This is a genomic window from Marinobacterium lacunae (genome assembly GCF_000705555.1).
Lineage (GTDB): Bacteria > Pseudomonadota > Gammaproteobacteria > Pseudomonadales > Balneatricaceae > Marinobacterium_D > Marinobacterium_D lacunae.
This window is the reverse complement of sequence record NZ_JMQN01000040.1, coordinates 167,228-185,995: the sequence shown is the minus strand read 5'-3', so window position 1 is coordinate 185,995 and position 18,768 is coordinate 167,228. Positions and strand designations below refer to the sequence as shown.

17 protein-coding genes and 1 tRNA gene are annotated in these 18,768 nt (G+C 57.4%); 16 read left to right on the top strand and 2 right to left on the bottom strand.

Annotated elements, in window-relative coordinates:
* Positions 1-10: 10 nt before the first annotated feature.
* From aguB to ADIMK_RS13415, 7 genes are all read left to right on the top strand, one after another.
* A complete protein-coding gene (gene aguB / locus ADIMK_RS13445) occupies positions 11-913 on the top strand; it encodes an N-carbamoylputrescine amidase (protein WP_036189042.1) in 903 nt (300 codons plus the stop codon).
* Positions 914-927: 14 nt separating this feature from the next.
* Complete coding sequence (gene aguA, locus ADIMK_RS13440; protein ID WP_036189040.1) at positions 928-2,022, top strand: agmatine deiminase; 1,095 nt, start codon at positions 928-930, stop codon at positions 2,020-2,022.
* Positions 2,023-2,044: 22 nt separating this feature from the next.
* Complete coding sequence (locus ADIMK_RS13435; protein WP_036189039.1) at positions 2,045-3,346, top strand: NAD(P)/FAD-dependent oxidoreductase; 1,302 nt, start codon at positions 2,045-2,047, stop codon at positions 3,344-3,346.
* 115 nt (positions 3,347-3,461) lie between these two features.
* A complete protein-coding gene (locus ADIMK_RS13430; RefSeq protein WP_051692948.1) occupies positions 3,462-5,453 on the top strand; it encodes a diguanylate cyclase in 1,992 nt (663 codons plus the stop codon).
* Between the two features lie 182 nt (positions 5,454-5,635).
* Positions 5,636-6,619: a Bug family tripartite tricarboxylate transporter substrate binding protein gene (locus ADIMK_RS13425; RefSeq protein WP_036189551.1), complete on the top strand. Its 984-nt coding sequence runs from the start codon at positions 5,636-5,638 to the stop codon at positions 6,617-6,619.
* Entirely contained in the window at positions 6,616-7,056 is a 441-nt protein-coding gene (locus tag ADIMK_RS13420) for a tripartite tricarboxylate transporter TctB family protein (protein ID WP_036189037.1), read from the top strand. Before ADIMK_RS13425 ends, ADIMK_RS13420 begins: the two co-directional genes overlap by 4 nt.
* A gap of 13 nt (positions 7,057-7,069) precedes the next feature.
* A complete protein-coding gene (locus tag ADIMK_RS13415) occupies positions 7,070-8,605 on the top strand; it encodes a tripartite tricarboxylate transporter permease (protein ID WP_036189035.1) in 1,536 nt (511 codons plus the stop codon).
* Positions 8,606-8,719: 114 nt separating this feature from the next.
* On the opposite strand, the gene ADIMK_RS13410 is transcribed toward ADIMK_RS13415, so the two are convergent.
* Together ADIMK_RS13410 and ADIMK_RS13405 are read right to left on the bottom strand one after the other, a co-directional pair.
* The gene (locus ADIMK_RS13410) at positions 8,720-9,418 is read right to left on the bottom strand and encodes a response regulator (RefSeq protein ID WP_036189033.1); all 699 of its coding nucleotides are present in this window, start codon (positions 9,416-9,418) and stop codon (positions 8,720-8,722) included.
* A complete protein-coding gene (locus tag ADIMK_RS13405; RefSeq protein ID WP_036189030.1) occupies positions 9,415-11,001 on the bottom strand; it encodes an ATP-binding protein in 1,587 nt (528 codons plus the stop codon). Before ADIMK_RS13405 ends, ADIMK_RS13410 begins: the two co-directional genes overlap by 4 nt.
* A gap of 195 nt (positions 11,002-11,196) precedes the next feature.
* Between ADIMK_RS13405 and thrS the strand changes: the two genes are divergently transcribed.
* The 9 genes from thrS (at position 11,197) to ADIMK_RS13360 (ending at position 18,668) form a co-directional block, all read left to right on the top strand.
* Positions 11,197-13,113 carry a threonine--tRNA ligase gene (gene thrS, locus ADIMK_RS13400; protein WP_036189027.1) on the top strand — a complete coding sequence of 639 codons (1,917 nt, stop codon included), beginning with the start codon at positions 11,197-11,199 and terminating at the stop codon, positions 13,111-13,113.
* A gap of 57 nt (positions 13,114-13,170) precedes the next feature.
* On the top strand, positions 13,171-13,671 hold the full coding sequence (infC, locus tag ADIMK_RS13395; RefSeq protein WP_231517055.1) for a translation initiation factor IF-3: 501 nt from the start codon (positions 13,171-13,173) through the stop codon (positions 13,669-13,671).
* 102 nt (positions 13,672-13,773) lie between these two features.
* Positions 13,774-13,968 (top strand): 50S ribosomal protein L35, encoded by a 195-nt coding sequence (gene rpmI / locus ADIMK_RS13390; protein WP_036189021.1) that lies wholly within the window; start codon positions 13,774-13,776, stop codon positions 13,966-13,968.
* A 42-nt stretch (positions 13,969-14,010) separates the two neighbouring features.
* The gene (rplT, locus tag ADIMK_RS13385) at positions 14,011-14,367 is read left to right on the top strand and encodes a 50S ribosomal protein L20 (RefSeq protein ID WP_036189018.1); all 357 of its coding nucleotides are present in this window, start codon (positions 14,011-14,013) and stop codon (positions 14,365-14,367) included.
* Between the two features lie 86 nt (positions 14,368-14,453).
* Complete coding sequence (gene pheS / locus ADIMK_RS13380; protein WP_036189015.1) at positions 14,454-15,437, top strand: phenylalanine--tRNA ligase subunit alpha; 984 nt, start codon at positions 14,454-14,456, stop codon at positions 15,435-15,437.
* A 39-nt stretch (positions 15,438-15,476) separates the two neighbouring features.
* A complete protein-coding gene (gene pheT / locus ADIMK_RS13375; RefSeq protein ID WP_036189013.1) occupies positions 15,477-17,855 on the top strand; it encodes a phenylalanine--tRNA ligase subunit beta in 2,379 nt (792 codons plus the stop codon).
* A 15-nt stretch (positions 17,856-17,870) separates the two neighbouring features.
* On the top strand, positions 17,871-18,185 hold the full coding sequence (gene ihfA, locus ADIMK_RS13370) for an integration host factor subunit alpha (protein ID WP_036189011.1): 315 nt from the start codon (positions 17,871-17,873) through the stop codon (positions 18,183-18,185).
* Positions 18,154-18,519, top strand: a complete 366-nt coding sequence (locus ADIMK_RS13365) for a MerR family transcriptional regulator (protein WP_036189008.1) — start codon at positions 18,154-18,156, stop codon at positions 18,517-18,519. Before ihfA ends, ADIMK_RS13365 begins: the two co-directional genes overlap by 32 nt.
* 72 nt (positions 18,520-18,591) lie before the next feature.
* A tRNA-Pro gene (locus ADIMK_RS13360) sits at positions 18,592-18,668 on the top strand.
* Positions 18,669-18,768 lie beyond the last annotated feature (100 nt).

Here is an 18,768-nt window from a genome sequence, read left to right as displayed (position 1 = left end):
GGAGCCTGTTATGTCCCGTGTAGTAACCGTTGCGGCTACCCAGATGGCCTGCGACAACGATAGGCTGAGCAATATCGAACGCGCGGAAGCGCTGGTGCGTCAGGCCCATAGTCAGGGTGCACAGATCATTTTGCTGCAGGAGTTGTTCGAAACACCTTACTTTTGCAAAAAGCACAAAGCTGAGTACCTCAGTCTGGCCACCACTGTGGATGAGAATCCGGCAATTGCCCACTTCAGCCGTCTGGCGGCCGAGCTTGAGGTGGTGCTGCCGATCTGCTTCTACGAACTGAGTGGACAGGCGCGTTTCAACTCGGTTGTGATGATCGACGCCGATGGTCGTGTACTGCCTAACCTGTATCGTAAAAGCCATATTCCTGATGGTTGGGCTTACAGCGAGAAGTTCTACTTCTCGCCGGGCGATACCGGTTTTCAGGTATGGGACACCCGCTATGCCCGCATCGGACTTGGTATATGCTGGGATCAGTGGTTTCCCGAAACCGCACGCTGTCTCGCGTTGCAGGGGGCCGAGCTAATCTTCTATCCGACCGCTATCGGCAGTGAGCCTCAGGATGCGGGGTTGGACTCGCGCCGTCATTGGCAGCGTACCCAGCAGGGTCATGCAGCGGCCAACCTGACACCGGTTATTGCCTCCAATCGCGTCGGGACGGAGTGGGAGGATGAAGTCTCAATAACCTTCTACGGCTCCTCGTTTATTGCCAATCAGCATGGCGAGCTGGTGGCCGAGGCGGATCAGCAGAGCGAGACTGTGCTGGTGCACAGCTTCGATCTGGATGAGCTTGCCCGGATGCGGCGCGGATGGGGGGTATTCAGGGATCGGCGTCCGGAACTCTATGGCGCGCTGGCCACCTTCGATGGACGCAGCAGTGCGTTTGTCGGAAAACAGGTTAAATAACAGTGGAACACAGCATGAAAACTCTTACCGGAACGCCCGCCGCCGATGGCTTTCATATGCCGGCGGAGTGGGCGCCACAGCAGCAGATATGGATGCTCTGGCCGGAGCGTCCCGATAACTGGCGCTTGGGAGCTAAGCCCGCGCAGGCGGCATTCACCGCCGTAGCGCTGGCGATCGCCAGGTTCGAGCTGGTCACCGTCGGCGTCAGCGCGGCGCAGTTTGCCAATGCATGCCGGATGCTAGATCACCCCGATATCCGGGTGGTGGAGATCGCCAGCAACGACGCCTGGATACGCGATACAGGTCCGACCTTTATCACCAACGGTTCCGAGGTGCGTTGCGTCGATTGGGAGTTCAATGCCTGGGGTGGACTGAAAAGCGGGCTCTACTTCCCCTGGGATCAGGATGAGCAGGTGGCCGCCAAGGTGGCGATGATCGAGCGTTGCCCGCGCTATCGTACCGAGGGCTTTGTATTGGAGGGCGGTTCTATCCACGTCGATGGTGAAGGCACACTGCTCACCACTGAGGAGTGTCTGCTTAACTCCAATCGCAACCCGCATATGAAACGTGAGCAGATCGAACATCAGCTAGAGCAGTATCTCGGTATCAGTAAAACCATCTGGTTGCCGGAAGGGCTGTTCAGCGATGAAACTGACGGCCATGTGGATAACTTCTGCTGTTTCGTCCGCCCGGGTGAAGTCGCACTGGCATGGACAGACGACGAGGCCGATCCCAACTTCCCGCGTTGTCGCTCTGCACTGGCGCGTCTGGACGCTGCCCGGGATGCGGCGGGACGCCAGTTGATCGTGCACAAGATGCCGATTCCAGGCCCCTTGTACGCCTCGGCGGATGAGTGTGCCGGGGTTGACCACAACGACAGCAGTCAGCCGCGTGATCCGTCGATTCGTCTGGCTGGATCCTACATCAACTACCTGCTGGTTAACGGTGGCGTTATCATGCCGCAGTTCGATGATCCGGCCGACCGGGCCGCGATGGAGTTGATGCAGGCGCTCTATCCGGAAAGAGAGGTGGTCAGCGTGCCCGGACGCGAAATATTGCTCGGTGGTGGCAATATCCACTGCATTACTCAGCAACAGCCGCTTGCTTAATTAAACAGCCCAGGGAGGCTCCATGAAAGTCGCCGTTCACACCGAACAGCATCCGCAATCCTTTTATACTGCGACGGCCCGGGAGATGGCCGAACACCCGCGTTTGGAGGGCGATATTAGCGTCGATGTGTGTGTTGTGGGCGGCGGTTTCAGCGGCGTTAATACCGCGCTGGAGCTTGCCGAACGCGGTTTCAGTGTGGCGCTGCTTGAGGCCAAGCGCATCGGCTGGGGGGCTTCGGGCCGCAACGGCGGTGAGCTGATTCGCGGAATTGGTCACGGTATCGACCAGTTTACCGGTGAGATCGGGCAGGAGGGGATCGATGCTATCGCCCGGATGGGGATCGAAGCGGTGGAGATCGTGCGTGAGCGTGTCGCGCGCTATGCCATCGATTGCGATCTGCAGATGGGCTACTGCGATCTGGCGCTCAAGCCGCGTCACATGCGCGAGCTGGAGGAGGACCAGGCGTTTCTGCAGAGTCTCGGTTATCGACACGAAACACGCATACTGCAGCGCGACGAGATGCACGAGGTGATCGGCTCGGATCGCTATCTCGGCGGCATGGTCGATATGGGAAGCGGCCATCTGCACCCGCTCAATCTGGTGCTGGGGGAGGCGAGGGCAGCTCGCGAAGCCGGTGTGCAGATCTTCGAGTACACCCCGGCGGAGAAGATCGTCAAGGGTGACAAGCCGAAGGTGGAGACCCCCTCAGGCGAGGTGAATTGCCGCTATCTGGTGCTGTGCGGCAACGCCTATATTGGCCATCGGCTTGAGCCTCATATCGGTGGCAAGGTGCTACCTGCCGGCAGTTATCTGATCGCTACCGAACCGCTGAGCGACGCGCAATGCCGCGATATCATTCCGCAGAACATGGCATTTGCCGATCTCAGCGTGGCATTGGATTACTTCCACCTGTCGGCGGACCGACGTCTGCTGTTCGGCGGTCTGTGCAACTATTCCGGCCGCGATCCGCGCGATATTACCGGCGCCTTGATGCCCAATCTGGAGCGTGTGTTTCCGCAGCTGAAAGGTGTCCGGGTGGAGTATGAGTGGGGCGGTATGATCGGTATCGGCGCCAACCGTCTGCCGCAGATCGGCCGTCTGCCCGATGCACCCAACATACTCTTTGCCCAGGCGTACGCAGGGCACGGCGTCAATGCAACGCATATGGCGGCGCGGGTGATCGCGGAGCTTTTGAGCGGACAAGCTGCGCGCTTCGATGTTTTTGATCGGGTCAAGCATATGACCTTCCCGGGCGGTCCTGCATTGCGCTCGCCATTGCTGGCACTGGGCATGCTCTATTACCGTGCCAAGGACCTGCTTTGAATCTGTTAACGGCCAATTTTTGATCGATATTGCGTGGGCAGCGCGTTAGTATGCCGGTGGTAGTATCTTGCTTTGATGAGCACAAATCGGCGCCATCAACGCACGAGGTAGATGCATGGCAGATAAAGACGTTGATCAGGCCCGCTATGGCTTTAGTGATCTGGTAGATCTCCCGGCGTTTGAGCGGATGCTCGAACACTTTTATCGCGCCACTGGTATCGCTAACGGACTGGTGTCGGAAGAGGGGGAGCTGCTTATTCAGTCCGGCTGGGAGAGCGCCTGTACACTCTTTCACCGGATGAGTCCCGAGTCTGCGTCTAATTGTCGCGAGAGCAACCTTGAGCTGATCGCCCGCACCCGAACGGGCGTGTTCTGCGGCAGCCACTGCAGCAATGGCCTTTTCGATTATGCAACACCGGTTGTGATCGAGGGCCAGCGCGTCGCCACACTGTTTCTGGGTCAACTGCTGCATGAGTCGCCGGACATGGCGTTCTTCAAAGAGCAGGCCCATCGTTTTGGCTTCGATGAAACGGCCTATCTTGCGTCCATCGCCCACATTCCTGTCGTAGAGAAAGTACGCGTTGATGCGTTGATGGCCTGTCTTGTGGATATGGCCGAGATGCTCGCCAAGAGCGGCCTTGCCAGATTGCGGCAAAGGGATATGGAGCGTGATCTGTCGCGGCAGCGTAAACGGCAGATACAGCTTGAGGATATTCTTGACTCCTCACCTGTTGCGATCGGTTGGTCCAACGCCAGCGGCAAGATTGAGTATATCAACCGCTGTTTCAGCAGCCTGTTCGGTTACACGCTTGACGATCTGCCAGATCTCGCCAGCTGGTATAGGCAGGCATACCCCGATGCCCATTACCGCGAAGCGGTGATCAAACCCTGGTTTAGCGAAATTTCCAGGCTGAGATCCAGTGGTCTGACGCCGCCGACGCTCGAAGCATCGGTCACCTGCAAGGATGGTTCGACCCGACGGGTGATGATCCATGTGCGTTGGGTGGGTGATAAGCGTCTTGTGAACTTCAGCGATATTACCGCGCACTGGCAGAGTGAAAAGCGTAATCTGGCGCATGATGCGATGCTCGGTATGGTCGCCAATGGCGCACCCTTGTCGGAAATACTCGCCGCCATCGTGCGTCAGGTACAGTCTGAAGATGAAGACTCTCTGTGCAGTGTATTGTTGCTCGATGACGAGGGGCGTCATCTGCGCCGGTGTGTGGCCCCCGATCTTCCCGATTGGTATACCCGTGCGATCGATGGCGTCGAGATAGGTCCTACAGTGGGCTCCTGTGGTGCTGCGGCCTACAGTGGTGAGCGGGTGATCGTCGATGACATCACCACCCATGAATTCTGGCGGGATCATGCAGAGCTTGCGCGGCAAGCAGGGCTCAGGGCCTGCTGGTCGGAGCCGATCATCTCTTCGCGCGGACAGGTGCTGGGTACTTTCGGTATTTACCATCGTGAACCGGGGGAACCCAGCGCTGAGGATATCGAACGCATCGGCTTTGCGGCCAATCTGGCGGGTATCGCCATCGAAAACCGCCGCACCTATGAAGAGCTCGAAAGCCGCGCCTACTATGACTACCTGACGGGGCTTGCGAATCGCCGATTCTTTTTCATGCAGGCCGAAAACGAGTTGGCGCGGGTGGAGCGATACGGAGGTGAGCTGTCGGTGATTATGCTGGATCTGGATCACTTCAAGAGGATCAATGACAGTTACGGCCACAAGGTGGGCGACACTGTGCTCAAGAAGCTCGCCGAGCTGTGTCTGAAGGTGCTGCGTGAAGTGGACATGGTGGGGCGTATCGGAGGCGAGGAGTTCGCCATACTCTTGCCGCAGACCGACAAGGCGCGGGCTTTGGAGGTGGCGGAACGTTTGCGCCAGAGCATAACCGATGCTCGCATGCCGACCGTGAAAGGAGTAACCATTCAGTTTACGGCGTCGTTCGGGGTCAGCACTCTGGCCGGGCGCGCGGTTGCCCTTGATACGTTGCTCAATGAGGCCGATCAGGCGTTATACATCGCCAAGCGTGGCGGACGTAACCGTGTCGAAGCTGCTGTTACGCCAGCAGCGTCCGGTAGTGCCGGAAAACGTGCGTGAACAATATGCACAAAAAGCGGTTTAAGTATTCAATACTTATTAATTGTCTTAACTATCTAAGGGGTTAGCACCGCACTATCTTTTCAGCGTAATCGGATACCCGAAGAGGTACCGAAAGGCTTGATTCCCCCCTACATGATCAGGCCGGCAACAATAAAACAATAATGTTGGAGATTACGCTGATGCAACGTTCCGTTCGCAAGCTGCTGCTTGCCACTTCTCTCGTATTCGCAACCTCTCAGTCTTTCGCATTTGAACCGGCCAAGTCCGCCGAATGTATCGCGCCGGCCAACCCAGGCGGCGGCTGGGACTTCACCTGCCGCAGCGTCGGCAAGATCCTCTCTGACCTTCACTACATCGATGGCAACGTTCAGACCGTGAACATGCCCGGTGCCGGTGGTGGTGTAGCCTATGCTCATACCGTATCCAAGCGTGAAGGTGACACCGCGCTGCTCGTTGCAGCCAGTACAGCCACAACAACGCGTTTGGCGCAGGGCCAGTTTGTTGGCATGAATGCCGATCAGGTCCGTTGGGTCGGGGCACTTGGTGCCGACTACGGTGTCATCGCTGTGGCCAAGGACTCTCCCTACAAAAACCTGAATGAGCTGATGGAAGCGCTGAAAAACGATCCTCAGTCAGTCAAGTTTGGCGGTGGTAGTGCTGCCGGTGGTTGGGATCACCTGAAGGTGCTGATCGCAGCCAAGGCCGCAGGCGTAGGTAACCTGCCAAAGATCAAGTACCTGGCATTCAATGGTGGTGGTGAGGCGATCACTCAGGTGGTCGGCGGCCATATTCAGGGCTTTACCGGTGACGTTTCCGAGGTGCTGGGCTTCGTAGAGTCCGGTGACCTGCGCGTGCTGGCGGTGCTGTCTGACGAGCGTCTGCCGGGTCAGTATGCCGATATGCCGACCGCGAAAGAGCAGGGCATCGAAGCTATCGCGCCGAACTGGCGTGGCTTCTATTTGCCGGCCGGTGTGCCGGATGATGCCTTCGATTGGTGGACTAAGACCATCGACGGTGTCTATGAAAGTGACAACTGGAAGCAGGTAATGCAGCAGAACGGTCTGATGCCTTTCCACAAGTCTGGTCCGGATTTTACAGCCTTCGTACAGCAGCAGGTGAAGGATATCCGTGATCTGTCTACCGAAATCGGGCTGATCAAATGATCGGTGACCGCATCCTGGGAATCCTGATGCTCCTCCTGGCCGTCGCGTACGGCTGGGAGGCCAGCCAGTTCCCCGAGCCGTTTGGTGGATCCGAAGCGGTTGGACCGGAAACCTTCCCGCTGCTGCTGGCGGTGATTATGGGTTTCGCGAGCATCTATATGATCGTCAAGCCGGATCCCGATCAGGAGTGGCCAGGTACCAAAACGTTGTTTGATCTCGGATTTGTGCTGGTTCTGCTGCTGATCTTCGCGGCGTTGTTGGCACCGCTCGGGTTTGTGATCTCCACCACGCTGATGGTCAGTGTGCTCTGCTGGCGCATGGGTGCAAAGCCACTGCCGTCAGGTCTGACAGGTCTTGGCAGTGCAGTGGTGATCTACCTGTTGTTCAACTTCGTGCTTGAGCTGCATCTGCCTGCGGGCATTCTCAAGCTGACGTGATGGAGCTGAACTGATGGAAACAATGAATTTTCTATTGCAGGGCTTTGCCGTCGCGTTAACGCCTGAGCACCTGATGTTTGCGGCGATAGGTGCCATGCTCGGTACCTTGATCGGTGCGTTGCCAGGATTAGGCCCTGCCAACGGTGTTGCAATTCTGATTCCGCTGGCATTCAGTCTCGGACTGTCGCCAGCCGCGTCGATGATCATGCTGACGTCGGTCTATGCCGGTGCCATGTATGGTGGGCGTATCTCCTCGATCCTGCTCAATATTCCCGGTGATGAACCGGCGATGATGACCACACTTGATGGTTATCCCATGGCGGTCAAGGGCAAGGCGGCGGAAGCGCTGGCGATTTCGGCGATCGCGTCGTTTATCGGCAGTCTGCTGGCCACCATCGGCCTGATTATTCTGGCGCCGATTTTGGCCCGTTTTGCGTTGCATTTTGGTCCTGCGGAGTATTTTGCGCTGTTCTCTCTGGCCTTTGCCACGTTGGGCGGTGTGACCGGAAAGAATCAGGTCAAGACGGTCGTCGCGGCGGCTTTAGGCCTGATGATTTCGACCGTAGGCGTCGACATCACCACGGGCAACCAGCGTTATACGTACAACATCCTTGAGTTGTACGAGGGTGTGGATTTCATTATCGCCATCGTCGGTCTGTTTGCAGTGAGCGAGCTGTTGTTCTTCATCGAACGCCATATCAGCGAAGGCGCGGCCAGTGCCACGCTGAACAAGCTCAATCTGAAGATGAGCGATATCCTGCACATCCTGCCGACCAGCCTGCGCGGTTCGGTTCTGGGCTTTATCTCCGGTGTTCTGCCAGGTGCTGGTGCGTCTTTGGGTAGTTTTATCAGCTACTCGCTGGAGAAGCGCATTGTTGGCGCCAAGGGGTATTTCGGTGAGGGTGACCCTCGCGGTGTGGCGGCGCCTGAAGCGGGTAATAACGCGGCAGCCAATGGCGCTCTGGTACCGATGTTGACCCTCGGTGTACCGGGAAGCGGTACCACTGCGGTTCTGCTGGCGATGTTGATTTCGCTGAACGTGCAACCGGGTCCGATGCTGTTCACCCAGAATGCTGAGCTGGTATGGGGTGTTATCGCGGCACTGCTGGTGGGCAACCTGATGCTGCTTGTCCTGAACATTCCAATGGTGGGTGTGTTCGTCAAGCTGCTCAGTATCCCTCCCAAGTACCTGATGCCGGTGGTGACACTGATCGCGGCTGTGGGTATCTACTCAATCAGTAACTCGGCGCTTGACCTCTACTTCATGGTCGGCTTCGGTCTGATGGGATACCTGTTGCGCAAGCTGGAAGTGCCGCTGGTGCCGGTGATTCTCGGCATGCTGCTGGGGCCTGAGATGGAGCGTAGCCTGCGTCACGCACTGACAATCTCCGATGGAGACTGGTCAATCCTGTTCTCCAGCGGCTTGAGCATCGGTATCTGGAGTGTGGCGATTCTAGGCCTTGCCTTGCCCTATATTCTCGGCCCGCTGCTGCGCCGCCGCATGGAAAATGCGCGTGCGCGGATGGAAGTGGAAGAGGAAGCCGACTGATACCGCGTGTGACTGCTCCTGCACCTGCCGGATAACTTGAGCTTCCTGTTGTCCGGCACCTTTAAACCACCTTCGGATCCGCTCCCAGGGTGGTTTCTTTTTTTTAGGCTTCGATCAAACAGTCGAACGTTTATAACGCCTTTCGGGACGACCGATGCTGCCGTAATTGATATCGGCTTCAAGCTCCTGTTCGGATACCAGATATTCGAGATAACGTCGCGCCGTGGTGCGGCTTGAGCCTATGCACTCCCCGACCTGCTCCGCGCTGTAGCTGTCAGTCGTTTGCGCCATGACTGCGCGCACCTTATCCAGCGTCAGCGTGTCGATGCCCTTGGGCAGGCGGGAGGGGGCTGGTACGCTGTTTACTGAAGTACCGCTTCTCGGCAGCAGGCCGTCCACTGACTGCTGGCTCAGGCTTCCGAGCTGACGCAGGCGTTCCAGATGCGACAGGTAGTTATGCAGTGACTGCTCCAGACGCTCATACACCAGTGGCTTGAGAATATAGTCGAATACCCCGCAGCGCAGCGCCTCGGTCAGGCTGTCCACCTCTTTTGCCGCTGTGATCAGAATGACGTCGGTGGGTTGTCTGGCGGCGCGGAGTTCGCGCAACAGCTCCAGTCCGCTGCCGTCAGGAAACTGGATATCAAGCATCACTAGATTGGGCCGCAATACCTCGATCAGCTCACGGGCATCCCGCGTGGTATGGGCGATTGCGCGAACCTCGAAACCGGAGACGCGCTCGACGAAGCGGCGCTGAATCTCGGCAATCTGAGGATCGTCCTCGGCAATGACAATACCTAAAGGTGTGCTCATCCTAGCGTCTCCTTGGGCAGGTAAAGTGTGAACCGGGCGCCACCGTCATTGAGGTTTTCGACCACAATCTCGCCACCGAGCTGACTCACCCCCTCCTTGACCAGATAAAGGCCGATACCGCGGCCCTCGGCCTTGCGGCTGAAGCCGCGCTCGAATACACGGGGCATGTCTGCTTCGGCAATCCCGGGGCCCTGATCCTCCACTTCGAATATCAGATCCTGGCCGATATCGGTCATCGAGAGCAATACACTGCGACCTTTGGCACTGAGGGTTGCGTCGAACGCGTTGTCGATCAGGTTGCCAATGAGCGTGACCAGACGTTCGGGCGTGATATTGGCAGGGAGCGGGCCCAGATGACTGTCGGGGTCTATCACCAGCTGTAGCCCCAGCTCGTGAGCACGGTTGAACTTGCCGAGCAGGCAGCCCGAAACCACCGGATCGTCCACAGAGTCCACGAGCCAACGCAGCATCGCCTGATGGTCTCGGGTTTCCTGGCCGATCAGCTCAAGTGCTTCATCACTTTTGTCGAGTTGTATAAGCCCTGCGATGGTGTGCAGTTTGTTGGCGTATTCATGCGCTTGACTGCGCAGGGTCTCCGCATATTGGCGAATACGGGTTAGCTGGCGACTGACCATCGCCAACTCGTCGCGTACACGGAAGCTGGCGACAACGCCGGTCAGGCGGCCTTTTACCCGAATCGGTATGCGGTTGATGATTAGACTGCGTCCGTCGATCACCATCTCGGTATCGAATTCCGGCTCGCCGCTTTCAAGCAAATCGGGTAGCCGACTGTCGGGTACAACCTCTCGAATGGGGCGATTGATCAGGTTTCGGGCATCCAGTCCCAGCGTCTCGATAGCGGCTTGGTTACATGTGGTGATCTGCCCGTCGGTATTGATGGCAATGATCCCCTCGCGGATCGATTCCAGCGTGGCATTGCGCTCCTCAAACAGGGCCGCAATCTCATGCGGTTCCAGATCAAAAATCGCGGCCCGGAATCGCCGTGCTATCCAGCTGGCGACCAGAACGGAGAGCACAAGCAGAACGAGCGTGACGGTGATGACAACTCTTTGGTAGGTCAGAACTGTCTCATCGATCTCCTGTGTCAGGTAGCCGATGGAGACAACGCCGACGATCTCGCCCACGTCGTTGAAGACAGGTGCCTTACCTCGAATGGAGGGCCCCATGCTGCCGACTGCCTGTGAAATGATCGTATGGCCCTGCTTGAGTACCTCGTCGTTGTCGCCGCCGACCATAGGCTTGCCGATTCGATCAGGCAGTGGGTGTGCCAGACGAATACCCTGCGCATTGCCGATGGAGATAAAACTGGCATCAGTGGCGTCTCTGAGCTCACTGGCGATGCGTTGTGTGGCCTCGCTGTCGTTGGCCGCGACTGCTTCACGGATCGAGGGGGTCTGGGAGATCATCGATGCCAGCTGCAGGGCGCGCTGGGCCATCTGGTCCTCGAGGGAGTCACCAAGGTGGCGCAGGGCGAACCCGCCTAGCAGGGCGGATTGCAGCAGGACTAACAGGCAGAGTACAAGCATCAGGCGCGTGCTGATGCGAAGACGGATACGGGGCATGGTTATTGTATATTTCTGTCGCCGTTAACCTGCCCAATTGTACGCGTAATCGCCAGCGTTGTCCGTATGGGTGGAGGTTGCTGCGGTGCAGCGCTATACTTGCCCGTCTTATTTTCAACCGGTGGCCAGTGGGGCCGCCAGCGAAGCACTTATGTGGCCTGTCGTAGGGGCCACCACTAAGCTAAAGGAACTCCGATGCCTGTCATTACCCTCCCAGACGCAAGTACACGCGAATTCGATCACCCGGTAACTGTATACGATGTCGCTGCCTCAATCGGCACCGGACTGGCCAAAGCTGCCCTGGCGGGCAAGGTCGACGGTACGCTGGTCGATACCAGCTACCTCATCGAGCAGGATACGCAGCTGGCGATCGTGACGGCGCGTGACGAAGAGGGTGTGGATGTTATCCGGCACTCCTGTGCGCACCTGATGGCGATGGCCGTACAGGAACTGTTTCCGGGTGCTCAGGTGACCATCGGTCCTGTCATCGAACATGGCTTCTATTACGATTTCGCCTATGAGCGGCCGTTCACGCAGGAAGATCTGGCGAAGATCGAGCAGCGTATGAATGAGCTTTCCAAGGCGAACCTTGAGGTTTCCCGCTCCATCATGAGCCGCAGTGAAGCGGTGGCGATGTTCCAGCAGATGGGGGAGAAGTACAAGGTCGAGATCATCGAATCGATCCCGGGCGAGGAGCCTCTCTCCTTCTACCGTCAGGGCGATTTCATCGACCTCTGCCGGGGTCCACACGTACCCTCCACCGGCCATATCAAAGCGTTCAAGCTGATGAAGGTGGCCGGTGCCTACTGGCGCGGCGATGCCAAGAACGAGATGCTGCAGCGTATCTACGGTACCGCCTGGGGTGACAAGAAGGAGCTGAAATCTTACTTGCACCGTCTGGAGGAGGCCGAAAAGCGCGATCACCGCAAGCTGGCCAAGCAGCTGAACCTGTTCCATCTGCAGGAAGAAGCGCCGGGCATGGTGTTCTGGCACCCGCACGGCTGGACCCTGTACCAGCAGATCGAGCAATACATGCGTGCCAAACAGCGCAAGCACGGTTATCAGGAGATCAAGACGCCTCAGGTGGTCGAGCGTACCCTGTGGGAGAAGTCAGGCCACTGGGACAAGTTCCACGAGCAGATGTTTACCACGCACTCCGAGAGTCGTGACTTTGCCATCAAACCGATGAACTGCCCCTGCCACATTCAGGTGTTCAATCAGGGGTTGCGCTCCTACCGTGAGATGCCGCTGCGTCTGGCCGAGTTTGGCTCATGCCACCGCAACGAGCCCTCCGGCGCACTGCACGGCATCATGCGTGTGCGCGGTTTCGTGCAGGATGACGCACATATCTTCTGTGCCGAGAACTCCATCCAGTCAGAAGTGGCCTCGTTCATTGAGTTTCTACATGAGGTCTATGCTGATTTCGGCTTCACTGACATCATCTATAAGCTCTCCACCCGTCCAGAGCAGCGTGTCGGTTCCGATGAGAGCTGGGACAAGGCGGAGAAAGCGCTGGCCGATGCCCTGGATACCGCGCAACTGGATTGGGATGAACTGCCGGGCGAGGGTGCGTTCTACGGTCCGAAGATCGAGTTTTCCCTGCGTGACTGCTTGGGCCGCGTCTGGCAGTGCGGTACCATTCAGGTCGACTTCTCGATGCCGGGCCGCCTGAATGCACAGTTCGTTAACGAGCAGGGCGAGCGTGAAACGCCGGTGATGCTACACCGTGCAATTCTTGGATCGTTCGAACGCTTTATCGGTATTCTGATCGAACACTATGCCGGAGCGTTGCCGACCTGGCTGGCACCGGTACAGGTCGCGGTGATGAATATTACCGATAAACAGGCCGATTTCGTGAAAGAGGTGACAGAACGTCTCGAAAATCAGGGTTATCGAGCCGTTGCGGACTTGAGAAACGAGAAGATCGGCTTTAAAATCCGCGAGCGCACTTTACAGAAAGTGCCCTACCTGCTTGTGGTAGGTGATAAAGAAGTAGAGTCCGGCTCCGTTGCAGTGCGTACGCGCTCCGGTGAGGACCTCGGCACCATGCCGGTTGATGCCCTGCTTGAACTGCTAAGTCAGGAAGTGAACCGTAAAGGGCGTCAACAATAAAATTCTTCAGGAGATAACACTATCAGGCGTGATAACAAGCGCGGCCCTCGTCAGAATTTGCCGCCAATAAACGAAAACATCCGTGCACGTGAACTTCGACTGATCGGCGCGGATGGCCAACAGGTTGGTATCGTAACGATTGATCAGGCTCTTGAGCTCGCTCAAGAAGCCGAACTTGACCTCGTACAGATCTCTGATGCGGATCCCATTGTCTGTAAGATCATGGACTATGGTAAGCACCAGTATGAGATGAAGAAGAAAGCAAATGAGGCGAAGAAGAAACAGTCTCAGATGCAGGTCAAGGAAGTGAAATTCCGTCCCGGTACGGAAGAAGGGGATTATCAGGTAAAACTGCGCAACCTGATACGTTTCCTTGAAGCTGGGGATAAGGCCAAGGTAACCCTGCGTTTCCGCGGTCGTGAGATGGCTCATCAGGAGCTGGGTATGCAGCTGTTGCAGCGTGTCGAGGCAGACCTCGGCGAGCTCGGCACTGTAGAACAGCAGCCGAAGATGGAAGGTCGCCAAATGGTGATGGTCATCGCCCCGAAAAAGAAATAGTCAGCTGTTCGTCTAAGCCCGCGCTGTCGATTCCTGTAATCGAGAGTGTGGGTTTTGTCGGTTCAGGCTGGCGCATTACAAACGAATGCGTGGAGATTGAGAATGCCTAAGATTAAAACTGTCCGCGGTGCGGCAAAACGTTTCAAGAAAACTGCTAATGGCATCAAGCACAAGCAGTCCTTCAAAAGCCACATTCTGACCAAGAAAAGCACCAAGCGTAAGCGTCAGCTGCGCCCGATGCTGCAGGTTAATGCTGCTGACCAGGCTCTGGTTAAGCGCATGCTGCCGTATCTGTAAGCTTTAGTCTGAATCAACTTTTATTTATAGGAAGGAATTGCTATGCCTCGCGTAAAACGTGGTGTACAGGCTCGTGCCCGTCATAAGAAGATCCTGAAACAGGCTAAAGGTTACTACGGCGCTCGCAGCCGTGTGTTCCGTGTAGCCAAGCAGGCGGTTATCAAAGCTGGTCAGTATGCTTACCGCGACCGTCGTCAGCGTAAGCGTCAGTTCCGCGCTCTGTGGATCGCCCGTATCAACGCTGCTGCCCGTATCAACGGTCTGTCCTACAGCCGCTTTATCGCTGGTCTGAAAAAGGCCAACATCGAAATCGACCGTAAGGTACTGGCTGACCTGGCTGTTCATCAGCAGGTGGCTTTTGCTGCGGTGGTTGAGAAAGCCAAAGCGGCTTTGGCGTAAGTCACACCCGCCTATCAGTAGGTAATTGATCGAATCGAATAGGGGAAGGGTGCCAACTCTTCCCCTATTTTTGTTTGGAGCCGGACATGGAAAATCTTCACGCCCTCCTGGAGGAAGGCAAACAGGCGGTCGCTCAGGCCGATAACGTAAAGGCGCTGGACGATGTGCGTGTTCAGTACCTCGGTAAGAAAGGGCATCTTACCCAGTTGCTGAAGGGGCTTGGCAAGCTTTCCGCCGAGGAACGCCCTGCAGCTGGCGCCAAGATCAATGAGGCCAAGGATGAGCTGTCTGACGTACTGAATGCCCGCAAGTCGCAGCTCGAAGGTGCGGCGCTGGAACAGAAGCTGGCATCGGAAACCGTGGATGTCACGTTGCCCGGCCGTGGCCAGCAGCTCGGTGGCCTGCACCCGGTGACCAAGACGCTGGAACGTATCGAAGCTTTCTTCGGCAGTATCGGCTACACCGTCGAAGAGGGGCCTGAGATAGAAGACGATTATCATAACTTCGAGGCGCTGAATATTCCGGCTCACCATCCGGCGCGTGCGATGCATGATACCTTCTATTTCGATGCACACACTCTGCTGCGTACCCATACCTCACCGGTGCAGGTGCGGACCATGGAAGCGCAGAAGCCACCGATCCGTATCATCTGCCCCGGTCGCGTTTACCGCTGCGACTACGATCAGACACACTCCCCAATGTTCCATCAGGTGGAAGGCTTGCTGATCGACAAGGACATCAGCTTCGCTGACCTCAAAGGCACGCTCGAGCAGTTCCTGCGTGAGTTCTTCGAAGAGGATGTGAAGGTGCGATTCCGTCCCTCTTACTTCCCATTCACCGAGCCCTCCATCGAGGTGGATATCGACCGCGGTGATGGCAAGTGGCTCGAGGTGCTGGGTTGCGGCATGGTGCATCCGAAAGTGCTGGAGATGTCGGGTATCGATCCGGAAGAGTACAGCGGTTTCGCCTTCGGTATGGGCGTTGAGCGTTTTGCGATGCTCCGCTATGGCGTTGACGATCTGCGTCTGTTCTTCGAGAACGACCTGCGCTTCCTTGGCCAGTTCCGTTGATCGGCCCCACCCAGAATTGAACGATTTCAGGACAGCAGCATGAAATTCAGTGAACACTGGTTGCGCGAGTTGGTGCAGCCCGAGATTGATACCCAGACCCTGGCCGATCAGCTCAGCCTGTCGGGGCTGGAAGTGGACGACGTCGAGCCGGTTGCCGGCGCGTTCAGCGGTGTAGTGGTCGGTGAGATACTCAGTGCCGAACAGCACCCGAATGCCGATAAGCTCCGCGTCTGTCAGGTCAGTGACGGCAAGGAGACGGTACAGGTTGTATGCGGCGCGCCCAATGCGCGTGCCGGAATCAAGGTGCCCTTCGCCCAGGTAGGCGCAATCTTGCCGGGCGATTTCAAGATCAAGAAAGCGAAACTGCGCCAGGTTGAGTCCTTCGGCATGCTCTGCGCCGAGGATGAGCTGGGTCTGTCCGACGACCATGGCGGTCTGATGGAACTGGCCGCCGATGCGCCGGTTGGCAGCGACATTCGCGACTACCTGAAACTGAACGACCAGATCATCGATGTGGATCTGACGCCGAACCGTGGTGACTGCCTCAGCGTCGCCGGTATGGCGCGTGAAGTGGGTGTGCTGAACAAGGTGCCGGTGGCCGAGATCGACTGCTCGCCGGTAGCGCCGCAGATCGATGATCAGATCGAGGCGACGCTGGTGGCGCCGCACGGCTGCCCACGTTATCTGGCGCGCGTGATCCGCAACATCAACCCCGGTGTGGAGTCGCCGCTGTGGCTGCAGGAGAAGCTGCGCCGCTCTGGTATCCGCTCCATCGATCCGGTGGTCGATGTGACCAACTATGTGCTGATCGAACTCGGCCAGCCGATGCACGCGTTTGATCTGAACAAGCTTAACGGTGGCATCCAGGTGCGCATGGCGCAGCAGGACGAAGCGCTGACCCTGCTCGACGGGCAGGAGGTCAAACTCAACAGCGATACGCTGGTGATTGCCGACAGCGGCGCCGCCGTAGCGATGGCCGGTATCATGGGCGGCGAGCCGACGTCGGTGACCGATGAGACCCGCGATATCCTGCTGGAGAGCGCCTTCTTCGCACCGCTGGCGATCGCCGGTCGTGCTCGCAGCTATGGTCTGCACACCGACTCCTCCCACCGCTTTGAGCGTGGTGTCGACTGGCAGTTGCAGCGTCGCGCCATGGAGCGCGCCACCGCGCTGCTGCTCGAGATCGTCGGCGGTCAACCCGGTCCGGTGACCGAGGCCGTGGCTGAAGATCAGCTGCCGAAGGCGGAGAAGGTGCGCCTGCGCCACGACAAGGTCACCTCCATGCTGGCGCTGGAGATCCCGGCTGCGGAGATCGAAGAGATTCTGACCCGTCTGGGCCTGAACCTGGAGCGCAACGGCGAGCGTGAGTGGCTGGCCAGCGTGCCGAGCTATCGCTTCGATATCAGCCTGGAGATGGACCTGATCGAAGAGATCGCCCGTGTGTACGGTTACAACAACCTGCCGGTGCGTACGCCGCGCGCCGAGCTGCCGATTCCGCCGATCGCTGAAGCGAAGGTGAACCAGAGCCGCGTGCGTGCCCACCTGATCTCGTTGGGCTACCAGGAGGCGATTACCTACAGCTTCATCGAAGCGGGCCTGTCCAAGCAGTTCGACGACCAGAACACGCCGATGGCGCTGGCCAACCCGATCTCCGCCGAGATGGCGGTAATGCGCACTACGCTATGGCCGGGTCTGGCCAAGGCGGTGCAGTATAACCAGCATCGTCAGCAGTCGCGTGTGCGCCTGTTCGAGATCGGTCAACGCTTCATTCCCGGCACCGATGGACTGCAGCAGCAGAACGTGGTGGCCGGCATCATCTGCGGTAGCCGTCAGCCGGAGGGGTGGAGTGCCGGTAACGATAAGGTCGACTTCTTCGACCTGAAGGGCGATCTGGAAACGCTGTTGGCTCTGGGCAGCAACGCCGGCCGATTCAGTTTCCGTGCCGACAGCCATGTTGCACTGCATCCGGGCCAGAGCGCCGCAATCCTGCTGGATGGCGAGCTGGTGGGTCGTATCGGTGCCCTGCATCCGTCATTACAGAAGTCGCTGGATCTGACCGGTCCGGTGTATCTGTTCGAAATCGCGCTGGATGCGGTGGTCGACGGCCGTGTGGCACGTTTCTCCGAACTGTCCAAGTTCCCCGAGTCGCGTCGCGATCTGGCGCTGCTTGTCAGTGCCGAAACACCCTTTGCGAAGCTTCGTGAAGTGGTGGCGGAGAATGCTGGCGAGTACCTTAAACAGGTCACCTTGTTCGACGTTTATCAGGGCCAAGGTATTGAACCGGGACGAAAAAGTCTGGCTATGGGCTTGACCTGGCAACATCCATCACGCACTCTTAATGATGAAGAAATAAACAGCGCGGTGAGCGCTGTTGTTACCGCTCTGAGTGAAAAAGTCGGAGCAACATTAAGAGACTAAGACAGGGTGAGTGTCATGAGCTCTTTGACAAAAGCTGATATGGCTGAGCGTCTGTTCGAGGAACTGGGGCTTAACAAGCGCGAAGCGAAAGAGATGGTTGAGTCCTTCTTTGAGGAAATTCGCGCCAGTCTGGCATCAAACGAGCACGTGAAACTATCCGGCTTCGGCAACTTCGATCTGCGCGACAAGCGACAGCGGCCGGGCCGGAACCCTAAAACTGGAGAGGAGGTTCCGATCTCGGCACGCCGGGTCGTAACCTTCCGCCCAGGCCAAAAGCTCAAGGAACGTGTAGAAGCTTATGCCGGACAGCAGTCCAACTCAGCAGATTGAGCTGGAGCCCATACCCGGCAAGCGCTACTTCACCATTGGCGAGGCTGCCAAACTTTGTGATCTTAAACCTCATGTTCTGAGGTATTGGGAGCAGGAGTTTGAGCAGATACAGCCGGTCAAACGCAGCAATCGCCGCTATTACCAGCGCCAGGACCTCTTGCTGATCAGGCAGATTCGAAGCCTCTTGTACGATCAGGGGTTTACGATTGTTGGAGCACGCCAATGGCTCAAAGGCGAGCAAGCGGGTGACGATGCCAAACGCTATCGTCAGCTGTTGCGTCAGACCATTACCGAGCTTGAAACGATTCGCGATTTACTAAAATCGGTTAGATAAAAAGCTTCCATTTATCAAAACCTTAATGTAGTATTCGCATCTCTCTTCGAGACCTTCAGGTCTCCGCCTAGTCGGGGCGTAGCGCAGTCTGGTAGCGCACTTGCATGGGGTGCAAGGGGTCGCAGGTTCAAATCCTGCCGTCCCGACCATTTAAATCAAGTAGTTATATGAATCGCCATGTGGCGATTTTTTCGTTTCTGGCTCAACGTCCTTTCTGGTTGCCACTCGGTTGCCATTTGCAAAGTACTG